The organism is Pandoraea horticolens, assembly GCF_902459555.1.
Lineage (GTDB): Bacteria > Pseudomonadota > Gammaproteobacteria > Burkholderiales > Burkholderiaceae > Pandoraea > Pandoraea horticolens.
Genome location: NZ_CABPSM010000007.1, coordinates 60,505 through 78,055, shown reverse-complemented (window position 1 = coordinate 78,055; position 17,551 = coordinate 60,505). Strand labels below are relative to the sequence as shown.

Genomic DNA, 17,551 nt, shown 5'->3' with positions numbered 1-17,551 from the left:
AGTACGGGGAAGCACGGAGCACGGGAGGCGCTGAAGTGGATTTGGGCACGGCAAGCAGCGTTGCCGACGCCGTCTCGGTTGCCGAGGCGCGAGAACTCGACGGGGCCGGGCAGACCGGCGCGGCGATTCAGGTGCTGCGTGAGTGCCTGGAGTCGAACTACGAGCGCTTGCTGCGCCGGCTGTCGCGCCGGATCGGTTGTTCCGATACCGCCAGCGACAGCCTGCACGAGGCGTGGGTGCGGCTTGGCAGCGCTACGTTGCCTGACGCGGTGCACAGTGCCGAGACCTACGTGTTCCGGATGGCCTACAACCTGGCGGTCGACCAGATGCGCGGTCGTCGCATGTGGGAATCGCTTGGCGAGGAGCACGAAGTGTTCGACGTCCTGCCGGATCGCGGGCCCGGCCCGGAGGCCGTGGTCGGTGCGCGCTCCGAGCTTGCGGCGCTCTCCCGCGCATTGGACGAGATGTCGGGACATCACCGGCGCGTGCTCATGGAGCTGCGCGTCGACGACCTGACACGCGAAGAAGTCGCCGCGCGTCACGGCTTGTCGCTACGCAAGGTGGACACGCTGTTGCGCCAGACACTCGACTACTGCGCCATGCAGACTGGCCGGATGGCGTCGGGCGGTATCGGTGAAACACGTCGCCCGGCAAAGCGCGCCGCATCGCATTCCGCTCCGGCGGCGGCCGTCTCGTCACCGCCGCCCTGCGAGCACGCCGACGTCTGATCGCACCGGGAACACCGGCCCGTCAGTGCATCGGCTCGGCCGGTGTTTCGTTCTCGAAGGTGCGAAAGCGCCAGCCGAACCACACGGCCAGCATCCGGATGATAAAGCCGGCGGCGAAGCAGACACCCGTCGCAATACCGTTCTCGACACCCAGACGCAGCATCACGACGTACATCGCTCCTGCGATGCACGCCACGCTCGCGTACATCTCCCGGCGCAGCACCAGCGGCACCTGACCGCAGAGCAGGTCGCGCAGCATGCCGCCGCCAATCCCAGTGAGCACGCCAGCCAGCACGACAATGACCGGACTCGTGCTGACGGTCATGCCGATGTCGCAACCGAGGATGGTGAACGCCGCGAGTCCGATGGCGTCGACGGTGATGAAGGTCATGCGCAGCCGGTGCACGTGGCGCGCAACGATGGAGGTGAGCGTGGCCGCGCCCAGCGTGAGCAACAGATATTCCGGGTGGGCGATCCAGACCAGCGGGTGCCGGCCGAACAGCACGTCGCGAATGGTGCCGCCGCCCAGCGCCGTCACCATGCCGATGAAGGCGAGCCCGAAGCGGTCCATGCCGCGTTGCATCCCCATGATCGCGCCCGACATCGCTTCGGTCACGATGGCGATCAGGTAGAGGGCGTAGAAGATCTCTGTTTTCATAAAGTCCCTTCAAGTGCCGAGGGAAATATATCACCTCATGAGATTTCCCAGATAGTGACGCGGCCCCGTGGCCTGCCCGGGCGCCTGCCCTGTGATTTGTACAAGTTCTCACAGGCGCCGCGCGATGCGACACTCCTTCCAACGAAACGACGTATGCAGGTAGGTGTCCCGTACGCCGGTCGTTGGAAGCCAGTCGTTTTTGCCAATTATCGAGGAGTCCGTCATGCCCTACATTCCCGGTCTGCTTTCCAACATCCTCGCGGGTTTGGTGGCCGTGTTCCCTTTCGTCGGCACGCATTGATGCGAGTTCTCTTTCAGGTTCACAGCCTGTTCGTTGTCGTCGTCGGCGGACTATCTTTGCTGCGGTCGTTGGGACGGATGGTCTCCAAAGCCGCCAAACGCCTTAAACTCTCAACTTTTCGTGCCCCGAACGGTGCCTCGGGGCGGTGATCCTGCCGGTGCGTGATACCGGCAGATCGACCTGCCAGTTGGTGGCAACGGATTTTGCGCAATGCATTTTCGACGTGCTTCTTTGACCCCCCACTTCGTTCTATGATCCAGTTCATTCGCCGCCGACGTTATCTTGTCGCCAGCCTCGTCGTGCTCGTCGTTCTCGTGGCGCTCGGTCTGCGCAGTCTCGCGACTCCCAAGCCGCCGCAGTACATCAGCGCCAAGGTCGAGCGCAGCGATATCGAGAACACCGTCCTCGCCACCGGCACGCTCCAGGCGTTCCAGCAGGTCGACGTCGGCGCGCAGGTCTCCGGGCAGTTGAAGTCGCTCAAAGTCAAGCTTGGCGATAAGGTCAAGAAGGGGCAATGGCTCGCGCAGATCGACCCGGTGCTGGCACAGAACAGCCTGCGTCAGGCCGAGGCCGACGAGCAGAACCTTCAGGCGCAAAAGCGCTCCACCACCGCACAGCTCAAGCAGGCGGAACTGGCGTTCGCCCGTCAGCGGCAGATGCTGCCCGACAATTCGACCTCGCGTCAGGACTTCGAGTCGGCACAGGCCACACTCGACACGCAGCGCGCCGCCCTCGCGGGCCTCGACGCCCAACTGCGCAAGGCCGGTGTGGCCATCGAATCTGCCAGGGCCAACGTCGGCTACACGCGTATCGACGCACCTATCGACGGTGAAGTCGTCGCGATCGTCACGCAGGAAGGCCAGACCGTGATCGCGCAGCAGCAGGCGCCGGTGATTCTGAAGCTCGCCGATCTGGACACCATCACGGTGAAGGCGCAGGTCTCGGAGGCCGACGTGATCCGCGTGGCTCCCGGGCAGACGGCGTATTTCACGATCCTCGGCGATCCCGACAAGCGCTACTACGGCAAGCTGCGCGCGATCGAACCTGCGCCGCAGAACTTCCTCGATACGCAAAGTACGCTTGGTGGCGGTGCCACGCGCAACAATACGGCCGTGTTTTACAACGCGCTGTTCGAAGTGCCGAACGCGGATCACCGACTGCGCATTTCGATGACGGCTCAGGTGAACGTGCTGCTCGGCACCGCCAAGCAGGCGTTGAGCATACCCGTGGCGGCGCTTGGCAAGAAAGTCGGCACCCAGCGCTACGAGGTCCGCGTGCTGGGCGGCGACGGCAAAGCAGTGACGCGTCAGGTCGTCATCGGCCTGAACAACAACGTGCAGGTCGAGGTGCGCGAGGGGCTCACGGCGGGCGAACGCGTGGTGATCGGCGAGGCGGGCGAATCCGCGTCGACCACCGACACTTCGGCCAACGCAGGTCAGTAAGGGAAGTCAAAGATGTCGAGCACCATTGCCCAATCTCCCCTGAACGCCAGTTCGCACTCCATGCTCGAGCTGACGGGTGTCACCCGGCGCTTTCCGTCGGGGGATCACGATGTCGTCGTGCTGCGCGACGTGAATCTCACCATCGCGGCGGGCGAGATCGTCGCCATCATGGGCGCGTCGGGCTCGGGCAAGTCGACGCTGATGAACATTCTCGGATGTCTCGATCACCCAAGCGAGGGCAGCTACCGCGTGGCGGGACGCGAGACGCGCGATCTCGACGCCGATGCGCTGGCTCAATTGCGTCGCGAGCACTTCGGTTTCATCTTCCAGCGCTACCACCTGTTGCCGCATCTGGACGCCGCCGCCAACGTCGAGATGCCGTCGGTCTACACCGGCACGCCCCATGCGGTGCGTCGCGCGCGTTCGGTGCAGTTGCTCGAACGGCTGGGGCTCGCCGACCGTACCGGCCATCGGCCGAGCCAGTTGTCGGGCGGTCAGCAGCAGCGCGTGAGTATTGCGCGGGCGCTGATGAACGGCGGCGAAGTCATTCTGGCTGACGAACCGACCGGCGCCCTCGATACGCGTAGTGGCAAGGAAGTCATCCGTATTCTCAAAGAACTCAACGCGCTCGGACACACGGTCATCATTGTGACCCACGACGAGAGTGTTGCCGCGCACGCCCGCCGCATCATCGAGATTCGTGACGGTGAGGTGGTGGACGACCGGACGAATACGCCGGTGGCCGATGCGCCGGAAGCCGTGCCGGTTGCTGCCGCCGATGGCGACGGTGGCGTCGTCGCACGTTCGACCGATCCCGCCGCCGACGCCAGCCATGGCGGGGCGTTGCCGCCGCGCCGCTGGGCGGGAGGTATCGACCGCTTCGTCGAAGCGTTCCGCATGGCGTGGATCGCGCTGGTGTCGCATCGTCTGCGCACGTTCCTGACGATGCTCGGGATCATCATCGGCATTACGTCGGTCGTCTCGATCGTCGCGATTGGCGAGGGGGCGAAGCGCTACATGCTGGCCGAGATCGGCAGCATCGGCACGAACACGATCAACATCTATCCCGGCAAGGACTGGGGCGACAATCGCGCCACCACGATTCAGACGCTCGTGCCGGAAGACGTGAGCGCACTGTCCGAGCAGGTTTATGTCGACAGCGCGACACCGGAGACCGCGCGCAGCCTGCTGCTGCGGTATCGCAACATTGACGCGAGTGCGATGGTGACCGGTGTGGGGGAGCACTTCTTCCAGGTGCGCGGCATGAAGATCGCACAGGGCATCGCCTTCGGGCCGGATGAGGTGCGCCGCCAGGCGCAGGTCGCGGTGATCGACCAGAACACGCGCCGCAAGTTGTTCGGGACGAACCCGAACCCGCTGGGCGAGGTGATCTTCGTCGGCAACCTGCCGTGCGTGGTGATCGGCGTGACGGCCGAGAAGAAGAGCGCTTTCGGCGACATGAAGAGTCTGAACATCTGGGTGCCGTACACCACGGCGGCTGGCCGGTTGTTCGGGCAGCGCAACGTCGACAGCATCACGGTGCGGGTGCGCGATGGTCAGCCGAGCAAAGCGGCGGAGAAGAGTCTGGAATCGCTCATGACGCAGCGTCACGGGCGCAAGGACTTCTTCACCTACAACATGGACAGTGTGGTGAAGACCGTCGAGAAGACGAGTCAGTCGCTCACGCTGCTGCTCTCGTTGATTGCGGTGATTTCGCTCGTCGTGGGCGGGATTGGCGTAATGAACATCATGATCGTGTCGGTCACCGAGCGCACGCGCGAAATCGGTATCCGCATGGCGGTGGGCGCGCGGCAGAGCGACATCATGCAGCAGTTCCTGGTTGAGGCGGTGATGGTGTGTCTGATGGGGGGCGCCATCGGTATTGCGCTGTCGTTTGGCACCAGTTTCATCTTCTCGCTGTTCGTCGCCCAATGGAAAATGGTGTTTTCGATGGGCTCCGTTGTAACGGCTTTCCTGTGTTCGACGCTCATTGGCGTTGTGTTCGGCTTCATGCCCGCGCGCAATGCGGCGCGGCTGGATCCGGTGGAAGCACTGGCACGCGATTGAGGTACTGCCTGATGAACCAAGTCATTCCAACGATTCGTATTCCGGCGCTGACCCGTACGGTGCTCGCACTGGCGAGCGCGGCCACGTTGCTGGCCGGGTGTGCTGGTGTGCGCCATGAGCCGCTGCCGGCGGTGCCGGTTCCGGCGCAGTGGACCGGTGCGCCGGTTGCGTCCGCTACCGCTGCGGCGCCCGTCACCCCGGTTGGCACCATAGCCCCCGATTTCTGGCGCGCGTTCGGCGATCCGGTGCTCGACCGTCTCATCGCCGACGCGTTGGCCGTCAACAACGATCTCGCTGTGGCGGGTATCCGGGCGTATCGCGCGCAGTTGCAAGCCGGTCTGGCGGATACCAATCTCACTCCCGGCGTGACGGTGCAGGGCCAGGGGAATGTATCGCGCAGACTGGACAACCACGCCGTGACACGGACCAGCGGCCTGACGGCGGCGGCGAACTACGAACTGGATCTGTGGGGCAAACTGGCTGCACAGCGAGATTCCGCCCGTTGGGAGTTCGAAGCCACCGAGGCCGACCGGGAAGCGGCGCGTCTGGCGGTGATCAGTCAGACGGCGCAGTACTACTGGCAGATCGGTTATTTCAATCAGGTGATCGCCTACGCCGAGAGCAACATCACGTACAGCGAGCGGGTGCTGGCGTTGGTTCGTTCGCGCTATGCCGCAGGGGCGGTCTCTTCGCTGGATGTGGCGCAAGCCGAGCAGGCGCTGTCGGATCAGCGGGCGACGCTCACGACGTTGTTGCAACAGCGCACCGAGAACCGTAATGCACTGGCGATTCTGTTTGACCGTCCGCCGCAGCAAGCCGCTGCCGAGCCCTCGGCGCTGCCCACGCAGGCGTTGCCTGCCGTGCCGGCGGGGCTGCCTGCGGAGCTGCTGAGTCGACGGCCCGATTTGCGCGCTGCGGAACTGCGTCTGCGAGAGATGCTCGCTAACGTCGACGTTGCGCGGACGAGCTTCTATCCGACGTTCACGCTGACGGGACAGCTCGGGACGTCGAGTTCGTCGCTCGAACGCGTGCTGGCCAATCCGTTTGGGACATTGGGGCTGGGACTGGCGCTGCCGTTTATCCAGTGGAACACCATGCAATTGCAGATCAACGTGTCGCAGACACAGTTTGACGAAGCCGCTGTGACCTTCCGTAAGAGCCTCTTCACGGCCCTGAGCGAAGTCGAGAATGCGCTCTCGGCGCGAGAGCAACTGGCGAGGGAGGGGGAGCAGCGTGCGCTGTCGCTGGCGCAGGCGCAGCGTGCGGAAGCCCTTTTGCGTTCGCGCTATCTTGCCGGGGCCATCGACATTCAGCCCTGGCTCGATCAGCAAAAGAGCTTGCGCGACGCACAGGCTGCGGATGCGCGGGTGCGGTTGAACCGGCTGAACAATCGCATGGCGCTTTACAAGGCGCTGGGCGGTTCCGACAACACCTCGGAGGTTACGCCGCCCGTCTGATGGGGCGGTGCCAAATGAGGGGGCGCAGGAAAGCAAACAGGCCGGCAATGCCGGCCTGTTTGCTTTCTGGCTTCGTCGACGTCCGAGGCTATCAGGCGGCGGGTTCGCTGGTGTCCGGCGATTTCGGCAGCGTGATCGTGAACGTGGTGCCGACACCGACCTGACTCGTCACATCGATGGTTCCCTTATGGAATTCGATGGCGGCGTGAACCACCGCGAGGCCTACGCCAGAGCCGTCCTCCAGCACCGCGTTGCTGCGTGAGCGGAACGACATCTGGAAGATTTCCTTGAGTTCAGCCTCCGGAATGCCGGTGCCGTTGTCGCGCAAGACGACGCACAAGGCCCTGCCCGTATCGGACACGCCGATATCGATCGCGGGCGCCACCATCGTGTACTTGGTGGCATTGCTGATCAGGTTGATGAACGCGTGGAACAGCACGTTGCTGTCGCCGATCATGCGGCTGTCGAGCCCTTGCGGGGCCTGCACGGTAATCGTCGCGTTCGGGAACATATCCGAGCCGACGCCACGCACGTCCTCGAGCAGGGCGACGAGCGACAACTCCGTGCGTTTGCCGAACTTCGGGTCGTCGAGCGATGCGCTTTGCGCGGCATCCAGCCAGTTCTGAACCAGATTATTGAGCTTGGCTACAGCTTCGCGAATCTTCGTATAGCGCGGGCTAGAATCCGTTTCCTCGTTACGCGGGCTCAGCAGGCGTTGCGCGTGACCGTCGATCACATTGAGCAGCGTGCGGAACTCGTGCGTGGCCATCGACCGGAAGGTTTTCTGGAAGTTGTTGAGGCGTTCCTCGTTGGCCAGTGCACGTTGCAGGATCGTGTTCTTGGCTGTCGCGAGCTTCTGATTGCGCACCAGCGACGACGTACTTTCCTGGAACTTGGCGAGCGAGCGCGACAGCGCGCCGATTTCGTCGCCGCGCGCGAGCCAGGGCAGTCGCAGCTTTTCCTTGCCCGACACCGCGTTGCCCGACATCCGGATCAGGCGCGTGAGGGGTTTGAGGATGGCCGTGTCCACGTAGACCAGGCAGAACAGCGTCAAAAAAATCATCGCAGCGATGAGGCCGTCGATTTGCAGGAGACGGTTGCGGGCGGCCTTGTTCTTGGCTTCGACTTCCTTGATGAGGGCTTCCGTGCTGCGAAACACCAGCGAGCCGAAGGTGCTATTCGCCTGCGTGTACTTGTTGTTCGACTCACCGCGATAGAGCTTGGCGGCGTCGTTCAGCTTGCCGCTCTGGGCCAACTGAAACACCTGATTCGAAGCGCGCCGATACTGCGCCCACTGCGTCTGGAATTTCGAGAATGCCAGGCGGAATTCGTCGTGCACGAGCACCTTCTGATAGCGCTCCGAGGCCGTTTTGATCTTGTCGTCGAACTCGGCGGCGGCGGCGCGGGTATCGGCGAGCGCTTTGGGCGACATCGGGGCGAGGGCTTCGGATTCTACGGTGCGAAAGTCCGAGATGTAATCGTTGAGTTCCTCGAGCACGCTGAGGTGTTCGATCTGCGTGCGTTCGGCCTCGATGGCGCGGCGCTGGGATGCGTCGACTTCGCGGTGCACCAAAACGCCCACCGCGACCATGGCGATGAGGCTGAGCGCGAGCAGCAAATACATCCTGCGCCGGATCGGGAGTTGCTTGTTGGGTGATGAAGACGCTTTAGCCATGCGGGCGATCCGTCGCGGAAAGAGGGTCTGAGGCGATCAAAGCTGGATGATGTTGAGCAGCGCGGCACGTACCACGGCTTCCGTGCGCGTGGCGACATTGAGCTTCTCGCGGGCGTTATCGATATGGAAGTCCACCGTGCGTTTGCCCAGTTCGAGGATGATCGAGATTTCGGCGGACGTCTTGCCGCGTGCCGACCATTGCAGCACTTCCACTTCCCGCTTCGTCAGGCCGAACGGCAGCGGCGTGCCATCCGGCGTTTCTTCGTGCTCGGTGTACTTGCGGATGACGGTGTCGAGCACGTCGAAGTCGATCGGCTTGAGCATATATTCGTCGGCGCCGGTGCTGTGCCCGCGCATGATCGACGCCTTGTCGGCGTTGCCCGTGAGGAAGATAAAGGGAATCTTGCGTTCGCCCTGAATGATGCTGCGCGCGCTTTCCAGAAATTCGAAGCCGGTCATGCCCGGCACATTGATGTCGCACAGGATGACGTTCGGCATGAACGATGCCAGCGTCGCCAGTGCGGTCGTAAAGTCGTGCGCCACCTTGACGACATAGCCCCGATCCGTCAGGTCTTCGCGAATCAGGTCGGCTGAATCATGATCGTCCTCAATGCAGAAGACTTTGGTGGGAGATGACATCCCTCTGGCCCCGATTTTTGTATGTGAATGCCGAAATCGTACTAAAAAATCGCCGGACGACGAAATTCTTCTTAATTTCCGCGTGGGTGGCATATAGGTTATGCGCGATGGGTTCACCGTGTTGCATAACGAAGAAAGGACCGCTTGGGGCGGTCCTTTCTTCGTGGCAATCAGCGTGATTCAGAGATTGAACGGAAGAAGGTGGCCGAATTTCTCGAACAATTCCGTAGCGGCGCAAAAGAGGGCAGCGGACATATTGTTTCTCCTTGATTAGGGGGGGCGGCGATCGCGTTGCGTATCAGTAGGCAAAAAAGTGGCCGATGGTCATGGCGCACTGCATGCCGGTCTCGACGCACGTGTCGTTGGTCAGCAGGTTGTCGATGAAGTCGAAGAGGTGGCTCATGATGTCGTTCTCCGGGTTCTGGTCGGGGTGAGGGGCGGCTCAGCCGAAGATCGGGGCGATGACGCCCACGAGGCCGAGGAGTGAGGGAAAGCCGTAGGTGATGATGGCGGGCATGTCGTTTCTCCTTGGAGGGTTCGGGTTTCGGCTGCCGCTGTGTTGCGTCAGTCGGTGAGTGAAGTATCGTCACCGACCCGCCCTGGCGAAACTGTGATTAATACAAGTCGGACCGATTTTCCCGGAAACGTCATTGTTAAAAGGCAAAAAAGTCCTTGTTCAACAAGGCTTTGCGGGTGATGCAGCCCAAACCCCGTATAAATCGCAGTGACACTCCTCCGAGCACTCCGTACCATGCGCTTCGTATTACAGAGCATTACAAAAGAAGAAAATGGATACGGAGTACTGAATGAGGACGATTCGTATGACAAGCGTCGCGTTCGCGGCGCTTTGCATGATGGCGTCGCCGGCGCAGGCGACTGAAGACCTTCCGGTCAACGATGCCAGTGGCAACCCGTTTATTCTTGGGCGATTGTTTTCGCCGGACGATCGGCCGTATGCCTATCGCACGGACGGAACCACCCCTGAAATTTCGTCGGGCATGCTCTCGCCGTTGCAAAAGGCACAGACGCTGGGTGCCCTGAAATACTGGGCGGAAATCATCAAGGTGACGCCTGGCCGCACGCCGGCGATCATCAATATCGGCATGAGTAGTACCGAGGATGGTGCCCACGCGTACAGCCCGTACGTATTCAACGAGTCGGCCCCGGTAGGCGCCGGTACCGAGAATCCGACGCTCGTACAAGCGGCGCTGCAGAACAATGCGCTTGCCAACGCGAGTTATCAGCAGGCACATGGCGAGATCACCATCGGGAAAATGGACTTCTCGACGGTGCCGTACACGCCTTCCCAGGTGCCGCTCGACTCGAAGGCCGACCTGTCAGCTGTGATGTTCCATGAGGTAGCGCATGCGCTGGGTATCGGCACGAACCTGGCCTACGGCACGAACTCTTTGGGACAGGAATCCGCCGCCTTCAGCGGTGTGCTCGACAGTTGGGCTGCGCATCTGCGCGATGACAATGACAAGGCAGCCCGCCCCGGGCAGACGATCCTCACGAAGAAGAACCCCAACGTGTTGGACCCGGAAGCATTCGATATTCGAACCGACGGGGGCTATTTCACCGGCGATCATGTGATGGAGGTATTGGCCGGGAGCAAGATGAAGGGTATTCCGGTACGAGTGATGACCGGCGATTTCTACGACACCCCGCTTTTATCGCACATCGAGCTGAAGAACAGCCTGATGAGCCACCAGTCGTACCGTAACTACACGGCGTTCATGGAGGCGGAGCTGGCGGCGCTTCAGGACATGGGCTACGACATCGACCGGCGCAACTTCTTTGGTCGCTCGTACTACGGCGATGGCGCAACCGATATCAACGACAACCCGTTCCTGGGCCGGAACGCTGACGGCACCGCCTACGTGCCGAATACCTACAACACGGCGACACAGGGCCTCGGGCTGCACATCTACGGCAGCCGGAACAGCATTTCCCAGCGTGCGGACTTACTGACCATCGGCGCGGGCGGTGCCGGTATTCGTGTGGACGGAGAGGCCAACAACGTGACGGTGCTGCCGGGTACGCGCATCTATGCAGACGGCGCCAACGGCCGTGGTGTGATGTTCGCCTACGGCAAGAACCACAGCTTCGTGCAGCGAGGCGACGTTCAGGCGCTGGGGACGAACGGCATTGCCGTGAGCTTCGACTTTGGTCACAACGCGCTGGGCGACGATGGCGACTATCGGGGTTCGTACATCTACGTCCACAAAACCAACGGCGTGCTCGATGCGTTGATCCCCGAGCTTGATGGTCCGCTCGTCACACGCGCCGACATCACCGGCCGGGTCGCGGGCAGTCGGGCGTCGCTGTTCATGTCCGAGAATGGATATGTGCAGCAGATCAACATCATGCGTGGGGCGGCGCTCTATGGCGACATTCTGTCGTTCTATTCGCAGCGCGACAGCAGTGGTGCGCTACGGCTGACGCAACTCAAATTCGGTTTGACGCCGGATGCAAACGGTCGCGCCACCTTGCAGCCGGATTCGGCCTTCAACCTACGCTTCGACGGCAATATCGTCGGCGACAATCTGTCGCTGTCGATGGTCGGTGGCACCACGCAGATCAACGGCGATCATACGGTCTACGACGTGAACGTGGCCAATGGCGCAACGCTTACCGGCAACAGTCGTTATCAACTCGATGCTGCTGGGCGCTTTGTCAACGCGGGCACGGTCGCGCCGTTGCTGGCGGGTGGTTTCATCAGCGTAGGCGGTGATTACACGCAAACGAGCACGGGCCGTTTGCTGAGCTCACTCGCGGCCGACGGCACATTCAGCAAACTGATCGTTTCCGGCAATGCCACCCTGGACGGCATGTTGGCGATTGCGCCGCAGCGCGGTTGGTACGCGAGTGGTTTCAGCGTCACGTCGAGCCAGTGGCTCAATGCGTCGAGCATCGCGGGAGCCTTTGCCAACGTGGCGGCGTTGCTGGCGTCACCGACGCTGAACGCCAGTGCTACGTCGTTGGACGACAACACCTATCGCGTGGTCATTACACGCGCGGCGAACGCCTACTCCCGATACGGTGCCGATGGTAATAGCCAGCGGATCGGATTGGCGCTCGACAAGATTGCGGGGAGTGCCGGTGCGGACTTGCAGCCGTTGGTGACGGCGCTCGACTTCTCTGCGGCTGACGGCAGTGGTATTGCCAAGGCGTTGCCGCAACTCACTCCGGCCGCGTATGGCGCCATGTACACGGGTGGTTTGTTGCGTGAGCGCCAGATTACCGACATGGTTGCGGCGGCGGTTGGCGCCGATGGCGTGAGGGGAGCGAGTGAAGGCGCACTCAAGGGTAACTGGCGGGCGTTCGCGATGCCTTTCGGCAGTGGCTATTGGCGTGGACGCGCTGGAGACATGGCGGGTGCGAGCGGCAATACCTACGGCGTGGTGTTTGGCGTTGAGAGGGTGGCGGGTGAGGGGCGTGACTGGACGTTGGGCGCACATGGTGCCATCAGTGGTCAGTCGACGCGTCTGGACGGTCAGACGCCTGGTTCCGGAAAAACCACGGCGCTCGATGTCGGTGTGCATGCGAGGTATGCGCCGGACTTGAATGTTGGGCCGCATGCGTTTGCGTCGGCGCGGGTGGGGGTTGAGGATGGCCGGGTGGATCGTTCGATTGCGGTGAATGGGTATTCGGCGGCGCCGAGGGGGGCGTGGACGGGGGCGACGGCGTCGGCCACTGTGGGTGGTGGTTGGCGCTGGCAGTTGAGTAGCACGACGAGTGCCGGGCCGATTGCGGCGCTCGACTACACGGCGTTATATCGTCCGAGTCTTACCGAAGGCAATGTTGACGGTGTGCGTTTGCACGTTGACGGCAAGACGTTCAATTCGCTGCGCAGTCGTCTTGGTGGTGAAGTGCGTTTCGAATTGCCGATGATTTCCGGCAATGCGTTGACGGCGAGTTTGCAGGCCACGTGGAATCATGAGTTGACGGGTGGTGTTGTGACGCAGAGCGCGTACTTCGCGGGGTATCCGGGGGCGGCGTTCACAACGCGTAGTGAGGTAGTGGGTAGAGACAGCCTTGGGTTACAGGCGGGGGTGTCGTATCGGTTGGCGCAGCGCGTTGTGTTTGGTGCGGCGGTTTCGAGCAACCTCTACAAAGCGGGGAGTGCGGACGTGGCGGGCTCGGTGTCGGCGACGTGGCGTTTCTAAGAAGAGGAGATAGAGGGGGGGGAGGTGGGAACCCGGGCGGGGGGGGGGGCGTAACGGGCCGGACCGGGGACCCCCTTCCGAGACGAGTTGGGTCACTGTTTGAGTATCGGAAGGGGGTCTCCGGTCTGGCGCCACTGAGGTAATCAGTACCTGAGCGTGGTGAAAAAGGCGGTTTTCGGCGACCCCAAAAGGGCCAAAAGAAAGGCAAAACTACGAAATACTGGCCTGCGTCATTATGTCGCGATGTATGGAATATGTATATGCGTAGCATTCGTCACGCAAATTGTGTGTCCATACATAGAGGCTTAAAATGTCCATGCATAACGTCTTGCCCACCGAGAGGGGAAGGGCAGACACGACACCTGTCGCGCGTTGGCGCATGTGGTGTGCGCGGGTTGCAGCGGCGATGGCGGTGGTGCCCATGAGCGGTTGCACGCTGGAGTTGCTTGACCCGAAGGGCAGTGTTGGCGAGCAGGAAAAGCATCTGATCCTGATCGCCATGGGTGTCATGCTGCTTGTTGTGATTCCGGTGATCGTGCTCACGCTCGTGTTCTTCTGGCGCTATCGCGAGACCAACACCGCCGCGACCTACTCGCCCAAATGGGCGCACTCGACCAAGATCGAAGTCGTCGTGTGGAGTATTCCCGTTGTCATCGTCGTCGCGCTTGCCGTGATGATCTGGGAGACGACTCACAAGCTCGATCCGTACCGTGCCATCGAGTCTGTTTCGTCCATTAAGTCTGGCGAGCCGCCTGTGCGAGTCGAAGTCGTGGCGCTCAACTGGAAGTGGCTCTTCATCTATCCGGACTACCACGTCGCCACCGTCAATAAGCTCGTGTTGCCGGTCGATACGCCCGTCGAGTTCAAGCTCACGGCCGAGTCGTTGATGAACGCCTTTTTCATCCCGCAGCTTGGGAGCATGGTCTACGCCATGTCGGGCATGCAGACCAAGCTGCATCTGATCGCCAACGAGACCGGCACGTATGCCGGGATGTCGTCTGCCTACAGCGGGGCGGGCTTTTCGGACATGCACTTCAAGGCGCATGTGACCTCGCGCGGTGACTTCGATAAATGGGTCAGGGAAGCGCAGGCTGTGCCCGACGCGCTTGACGCACCGACCTACGTCAAGCTCGAACAGCCGGGCACCGGTGCGCCCGTCGCGATCTACGCCAACGTCATGCCGGGGCTGTTCGACGCCATCGTCGGCAAATACATGGGGCCCATGGACGGCACCTCGCAAGGCATGCGTGGTGCGGGCAGCGCCCTCGACGACATCATCGCCGCAGCCAATTGCCGTGTGGACGGCCAACTCGGCCCACTGGATCGCCGCGCGCTTCTCGCGCAGCGTCCCGAGCGCGAAGCTGGTGTGCAACCTGCTGCGCCGCGCGCGCTCACGGAGTAAGTCATGTTTGGAAAACTCGATCTCGACGCCATTCCGCTGCACGAGCCCATCATCATGGGCACGCTTGCCGTGGTGCTGATGGGTGGTGCGGCGCTTCTGGGCGCCATCACGTACTACCGGAAATGGGGCTACCTCTGGAAAGAGTGGATCACCTCAGTCGACCACAAGCGTATTGGCGTGATGTACATCGTGCTCGCGCTGGTCATGCTGCTGCGCGGCTTTGCCGACGCCATCATGATGCGTGCGCAACAGGCGGTTGCCGCCGGAGGAGAGGCGGGATATCTGCCGCCGCATCACTACGACCAGATCTTCACGGCGCATGGCGTCATCATGATCTTCTTCGTGGCCACGCCGCTCGTGCTTGGCCTGATGAACGTGATCGTGCCGCTACAAATCGGCGCGCGCGACGTCGCCTTCCCGTTCGTGAACTCCCTGTCGTTCTGGCTCGCCGCCATGGGCGCCGTACTCGTCATGATGTCCATGTTCGTGGGCGATTTTGCCGCCACCGGCTGGGTCGCGTATCCGCCGTTGTCCGAACTGGGGTACAGCCCGACCGTCGGGGTGGACTACTACATCTGGTCGCTACAGATATCGGGGCTCGGCACCACGCTGACCGGCATCAACTTCATCGTCACCATCCTGCGCATGCGTGCGCCCGGCATGAACCTGATGAAGATGCCCGTGTTTACCTGGACAGCGTTGATCACCAACATCCTCATCGTCGCCGTGTTCCCGGTGTTGACCGCCACGCTAGCGCTGCTCACCGCCGACCGCTACCTGGGCATGCACTTCTTCACGAACGAACTGGGCGGCAACGCCATGATGTACGTGAACCTCATCTGGATCTGGGGCCACCCCGAGGTGTACATCCTGATCTTGCCGGCGTTTGGCGCGTTCTCCGAAATCATTGCCGCGTTCTCGCGCAAGCCGCTATTCGGCTACAAGTCCATGGTCTACGCCACCTCGTCCATCGGCATCTTGTCGTTCTTCGTGTGGCTGCACCACTTCTTCACCATGGGTTCCGGGGCCAACGTCAACGCGTTCTTCGGGATCATGACCACCATCATCTCGATTCCGACCGGTGTGAAGCTGTTCAACTGGCTGTTCACCATGTATCAGGGCCGTATCCGATACCACTCGTCCACGCTCTGGACCATCGGATTCATGGTGACGTTTGCCATTGGCGGCATGACCGGCGTGCTGCTCGCCGTGCCGGGGGCCGACTTCGTGCTGCACAACTCGCTGTTTCTCGTGGCGCACTTTCACAACGTCATCATCGGCGGTGTCGTCTTCGGATGCCTCGCGGGGATTACGTTCTGGTTCCCGAAAGTGTTCGGCTTCACGCTTAACGAGCGCTGGGGCAAGATCTCGTTCACCTGCTGGCTGGTGGGCTTCTATCTGGCCTTCATGCCGCTGTACGTGCTGGGCTTCAAGGGCATGACACGCCGCATGAACCACTACGTGCAACCCGACTGGCAGCCGTACCTGATCGTGGCCGCCGTGGGCGCCGCAGTGATCGGACTGGGCATTCTCGCCTTCATCGTGCAACTTGCCGTGAGCATTCGGGACCGCAAGGCCAACCGCGACCTGACGGGCGATCCGTGGGACGCACGCAGCCTGGAGTGGGCAACGTCGTCGCCGGCGCCGTTCTACAACTTCGCGCATGTGCCGCACATCGACTCGCTCGAGCAGCATTGGGACGACAAGGCGCGCGGCCTCGCATGGCGTGAGCCCAAGCAATACGAAGACATCCATATGCCGCGCAACACCGGCACCGGCTTCCTCGTCTCGGTGTTCAGCGGTGTCATGTGCTTCGCACTCGTGTGGCACATCTGGTGGCTCGCCGGTGCGAGCCTCGTCGCCACGCTTGCCGTCTTCCTGTGGCGTACCTACGACCGCGATGTCGATTACTACGTGCCGGCGGCCGAAGTGGAGCGTATCGAAAACGCCCGCTTCGCCGACCTGCGTGCAGCGCTTCCTGCGCGTCAATCCCTGCAAAAGGCCGCCTGATGTCCTCGGCATCCCTTCATCCTCATCACGGGCACGGCGCCAGCGCGCCGTCCGACGATCACGCTCACGGTCATCACGACACCGGCGCCACCACGACGCTCGGTTTCTGGATCTACCTGATGAGCGACTGTCTCATCTTCTGCGTGCTGTTCGCCACGTTCGGCGTGCTCGTGCAGAACACGGCCGGCGGGCCCACCGGCCGCGAATTGTTCGAGCTGCCGTTCGTACTCGGCGAGACCATGCTGCTGCTGCTCTCCAGCTTCACGTTCGGCCTCGCGTCGCTGTCCATGCGCCCGGGTAACGAGGCCATCGTCCAGCGCTGGCTGTGGGTGACGTTCGCGCTCGGTGCGGCGTTCGTCTCCATGGAAATCTATGAGTTCTCGGCACTGCTCCACGAGGGGGCCGGGCCGGGACGCAGCGCATTCCTGTCGGCGTTCTTCACGCTCGTGGGCACACACGGCCTGCACGTCACGTGCGGTCTGCTGTGGCTCGTCGTGATGATCCACCAGATCGGGCGCTTCGGCTTCGACGCCGTGGTGCGCCGCCGCCTGCAATGCCTGAGCTTGTTCTGGCACTTTCTGGACCTCGTCTGGATCTGTGTCTTCACCTTCGTCTATCTGCGGGAGTTCGTATGACGCGCGCTCAAGTCCACGACCATGCGGCGTATGCCTCGCAAAGTCACCTGCGCGATTACGTCATCGGCTTCTTCCTTTCGCTGGTGCTCACGTTCGCGTCGTTCGGTGCGGTCATGCTCAAGCTGGTGCCGGCGGGCATGGGATTGGCGAGCATCGTTGTGCTGTGTGTGGCGCAACTGATCGTGCAGCTCGTGTACTTCCTGCACATCGGCGCGAAGCGCAGCCAGCGTCAGAACTCCGGCATCTTCCTGTGTACGGCGGGACTGATCGCGATCATCGTCGCGGGCTCGCTCTGGGTGATGCATAACGCCGATACCAACATGATGCCCACGCACATGTCCATCGAACGGGCAAAGCTGCGCGATTGA

12 protein-coding genes are annotated in these 17,551 nt (G+C 62.1%); 9 read left to right on the top strand and 3 right to left on the bottom strand.

The genetic code is table 11. From position 1 onward, the window contains the following. Nucleotides 1-35: 35 nt before the first annotated feature. A complete protein-coding gene (locus tag PHO31112_RS13335) occupies nucleotides 36-728 on the top strand; it encodes an RNA polymerase sigma factor (RefSeq protein ID WP_174995704.1) in 693 nt (230 codons plus the stop codon). 22 nt (nucleotides 729-750) lie between these two features. Here the strand turns inward: PHO31112_RS13335 and PHO31112_RS13330 are convergent, their stop codons facing one another. Continuing rightward, nucleotides 751-1,386 (bottom strand): trimeric intracellular cation channel family protein, encoded by a 636-nt coding sequence (locus PHO31112_RS13330; protein WP_150620946.1) that lies wholly within the window; start codon nucleotides 1,384-1,386, stop codon nucleotides 751-753. A gap of 552 nt (nucleotides 1,387-1,938) precedes the next feature. On the opposite strand from PHO31112_RS13330, the gene macA reads away from it, so the two are divergent. From macA to PHO31112_RS13315, 3 genes are read left to right on the top strand one after another with little or no spacing between them, the layout of a single operon-like run. Further along, nucleotides 1,939-3,129, top strand: a complete 1,191-nt coding sequence (macA, locus tag PHO31112_RS13325) for a macrolide transporter subunit MacA (protein ID WP_150620945.1) — start codon at nucleotides 1,939-1,941, stop codon at nucleotides 3,127-3,129. Between the two features lie 60 nt (nucleotides 3,130-3,189). Continuing rightward, a complete protein-coding gene (locus tag PHO31112_RS13320; RefSeq protein ID WP_150621087.1) occupies nucleotides 3,190-5,196 on the top strand; it encodes a MacB family efflux pump subunit in 2,007 nt (668 codons plus the stop codon). Between the two features lie 11 nt (nucleotides 5,197-5,207). Beyond that, nucleotides 5,208-6,653 carry an efflux transporter outer membrane subunit gene (locus PHO31112_RS13315; RefSeq protein ID WP_150620944.1) on the top strand — a complete coding sequence of 482 codons (1,446 nt, stop codon included), beginning with the start codon at nucleotides 5,208-5,210 and terminating at the stop codon, nucleotides 6,651-6,653. 91 nt (nucleotides 6,654-6,744) lie between these two features. Here the strand turns inward: PHO31112_RS13315 and PHO31112_RS13310 are convergent, their stop codons facing one another. Together PHO31112_RS13310 and PHO31112_RS13305 are read right to left on the bottom strand one after the other, a co-directional pair. After that, nucleotides 6,745-8,328, bottom strand: coding sequence for a sensor histidine kinase (locus tag PHO31112_RS13310; RefSeq protein WP_150620943.1), 1,584 nt, complete (start codon nucleotides 8,326-8,328; stop codon nucleotides 6,745-6,747). Between the two features lie 36 nt (nucleotides 8,329-8,364). Further along, nucleotides 8,365-8,967 carry a response regulator transcription factor gene (locus tag PHO31112_RS13305; protein ID WP_150620942.1) on the bottom strand — a complete coding sequence of 201 codons (603 nt, stop codon included), beginning with the start codon at nucleotides 8,965-8,967 and terminating at the stop codon, nucleotides 8,365-8,367. Nucleotides 8,968-9,773: 806 nt separating this feature from the next. Here PHO31112_RS13305 and PHO31112_RS13300 point away from each other — a divergent pair. From PHO31112_RS13300 to cyoD, 5 genes are all read left to right on the top strand, one after another. Further along, the gene (locus PHO31112_RS13300) at nucleotides 9,774-13,136 is read left to right on the top strand and encodes an autotransporter outer membrane beta-barrel domain-containing protein (protein ID WP_150620941.1); all 3,363 of its coding nucleotides are present in this window, start codon (nucleotides 9,774-9,776) and stop codon (nucleotides 13,134-13,136) included. A 379-nt stretch (nucleotides 13,137-13,515) separates the two neighbouring features. Beyond that, entirely contained in the window at nucleotides 13,516-14,538 is a 1,023-nt protein-coding gene (gene cyoA, locus PHO31112_RS13295) for a ubiquinol oxidase subunit II (RefSeq protein WP_150621086.1), read from the top strand. A gap of 3 nt (nucleotides 14,539-14,541) precedes the next feature. Further along, nucleotides 14,542-16,548, top strand: coding sequence for a cytochrome o ubiquinol oxidase subunit I (gene cyoB, locus PHO31112_RS13290; RefSeq protein WP_150620940.1), 2,007 nt, complete (start codon nucleotides 14,542-14,544; stop codon nucleotides 16,546-16,548). Next, nucleotides 16,548-17,183, top strand: a complete 636-nt coding sequence (gene cyoC / locus PHO31112_RS13285; RefSeq protein ID WP_150620939.1) for a cytochrome o ubiquinol oxidase subunit III — start codon at nucleotides 16,548-16,550, stop codon at nucleotides 17,181-17,183. The genes cyoB and cyoC overlap by 1 nt, the downstream gene beginning before the upstream one ends. After that, entirely contained in the window at nucleotides 17,180-17,551 is a 372-nt protein-coding gene (gene cyoD, locus PHO31112_RS13280; protein WP_150620938.1) for a cytochrome o ubiquinol oxidase subunit IV, read from the top strand. The genes cyoC and cyoD overlap by 4 nt, the downstream gene beginning before the upstream one ends.

Excerpts from the sequence above, each read along its gene's own strand:
- PHO31112_RS13330 (WP_150620946.1), bottom strand. The coding sequence starts at position 1,386 with ATGAAAACAGAGATCTTCTACGCCCTCTACCTGATCGCCATCGTGACC.
- macA (WP_150620945.1), top strand. The coding sequence starts at position 1,939 with ATGATCCAGTTCATTCGCCGCCGACGTTATCTTGTCGCCAGCCTCGTC.
- PHO31112_RS13320 (WP_150621087.1), top strand. The coding sequence starts at position 3,190 with ATGCTCGAGCTGACGGGTGTCACCCGGCGCTTTCCGTCGGGGGATCAC.
- PHO31112_RS13315 (WP_150620944.1), top strand. The coding sequence starts at position 5,208 with ATGAACCAAGTCATTCCAACGATTCGTATTCCGGCGCTGACCCGTACG.
- PHO31112_RS13310 (WP_150620943.1), bottom strand. The coding sequence starts at position 8,328 with ATGGCTAAAGCGTCTTCATCACCCAACAAGCAACTCCCGATCCGGCGC.
- PHO31112_RS13305 (WP_150620942.1), bottom strand. The coding sequence starts at position 8,967 with ATGTCATCTCCCACCAAAGTCTTCTGCATTGAGGACGATCATGATTCA.
- PHO31112_RS13300 (WP_150620941.1), top strand. The coding sequence starts at position 9,774 with ATGAGGACGATTCGTATGACAAGCGTCGCGTTCGCGGCGCTTTGCATG.
- cyoA (WP_150621086.1), top strand. The coding sequence starts at position 13,516 with ATGTGGTGTGCGCGGGTTGCAGCGGCGATGGCGGTGGTGCCCATGAGC.
- cyoB (WP_150620940.1), top strand. The coding sequence starts at position 14,542 with ATGTTTGGAAAACTCGATCTCGACGCCATTCCGCTGCACGAGCCCATC.
- cyoC (WP_150620939.1), top strand. The coding sequence starts at position 16,548 with ATGTCCTCGGCATCCCTTCATCCTCATCACGGGCACGGCGCCAGCGCG.
- cyoD (WP_150620938.1), top strand. The coding sequence starts at position 17,180 with ATGACGCGCGCTCAAGTCCACGACCATGCGGCGTATGCCTCGCAAAGT.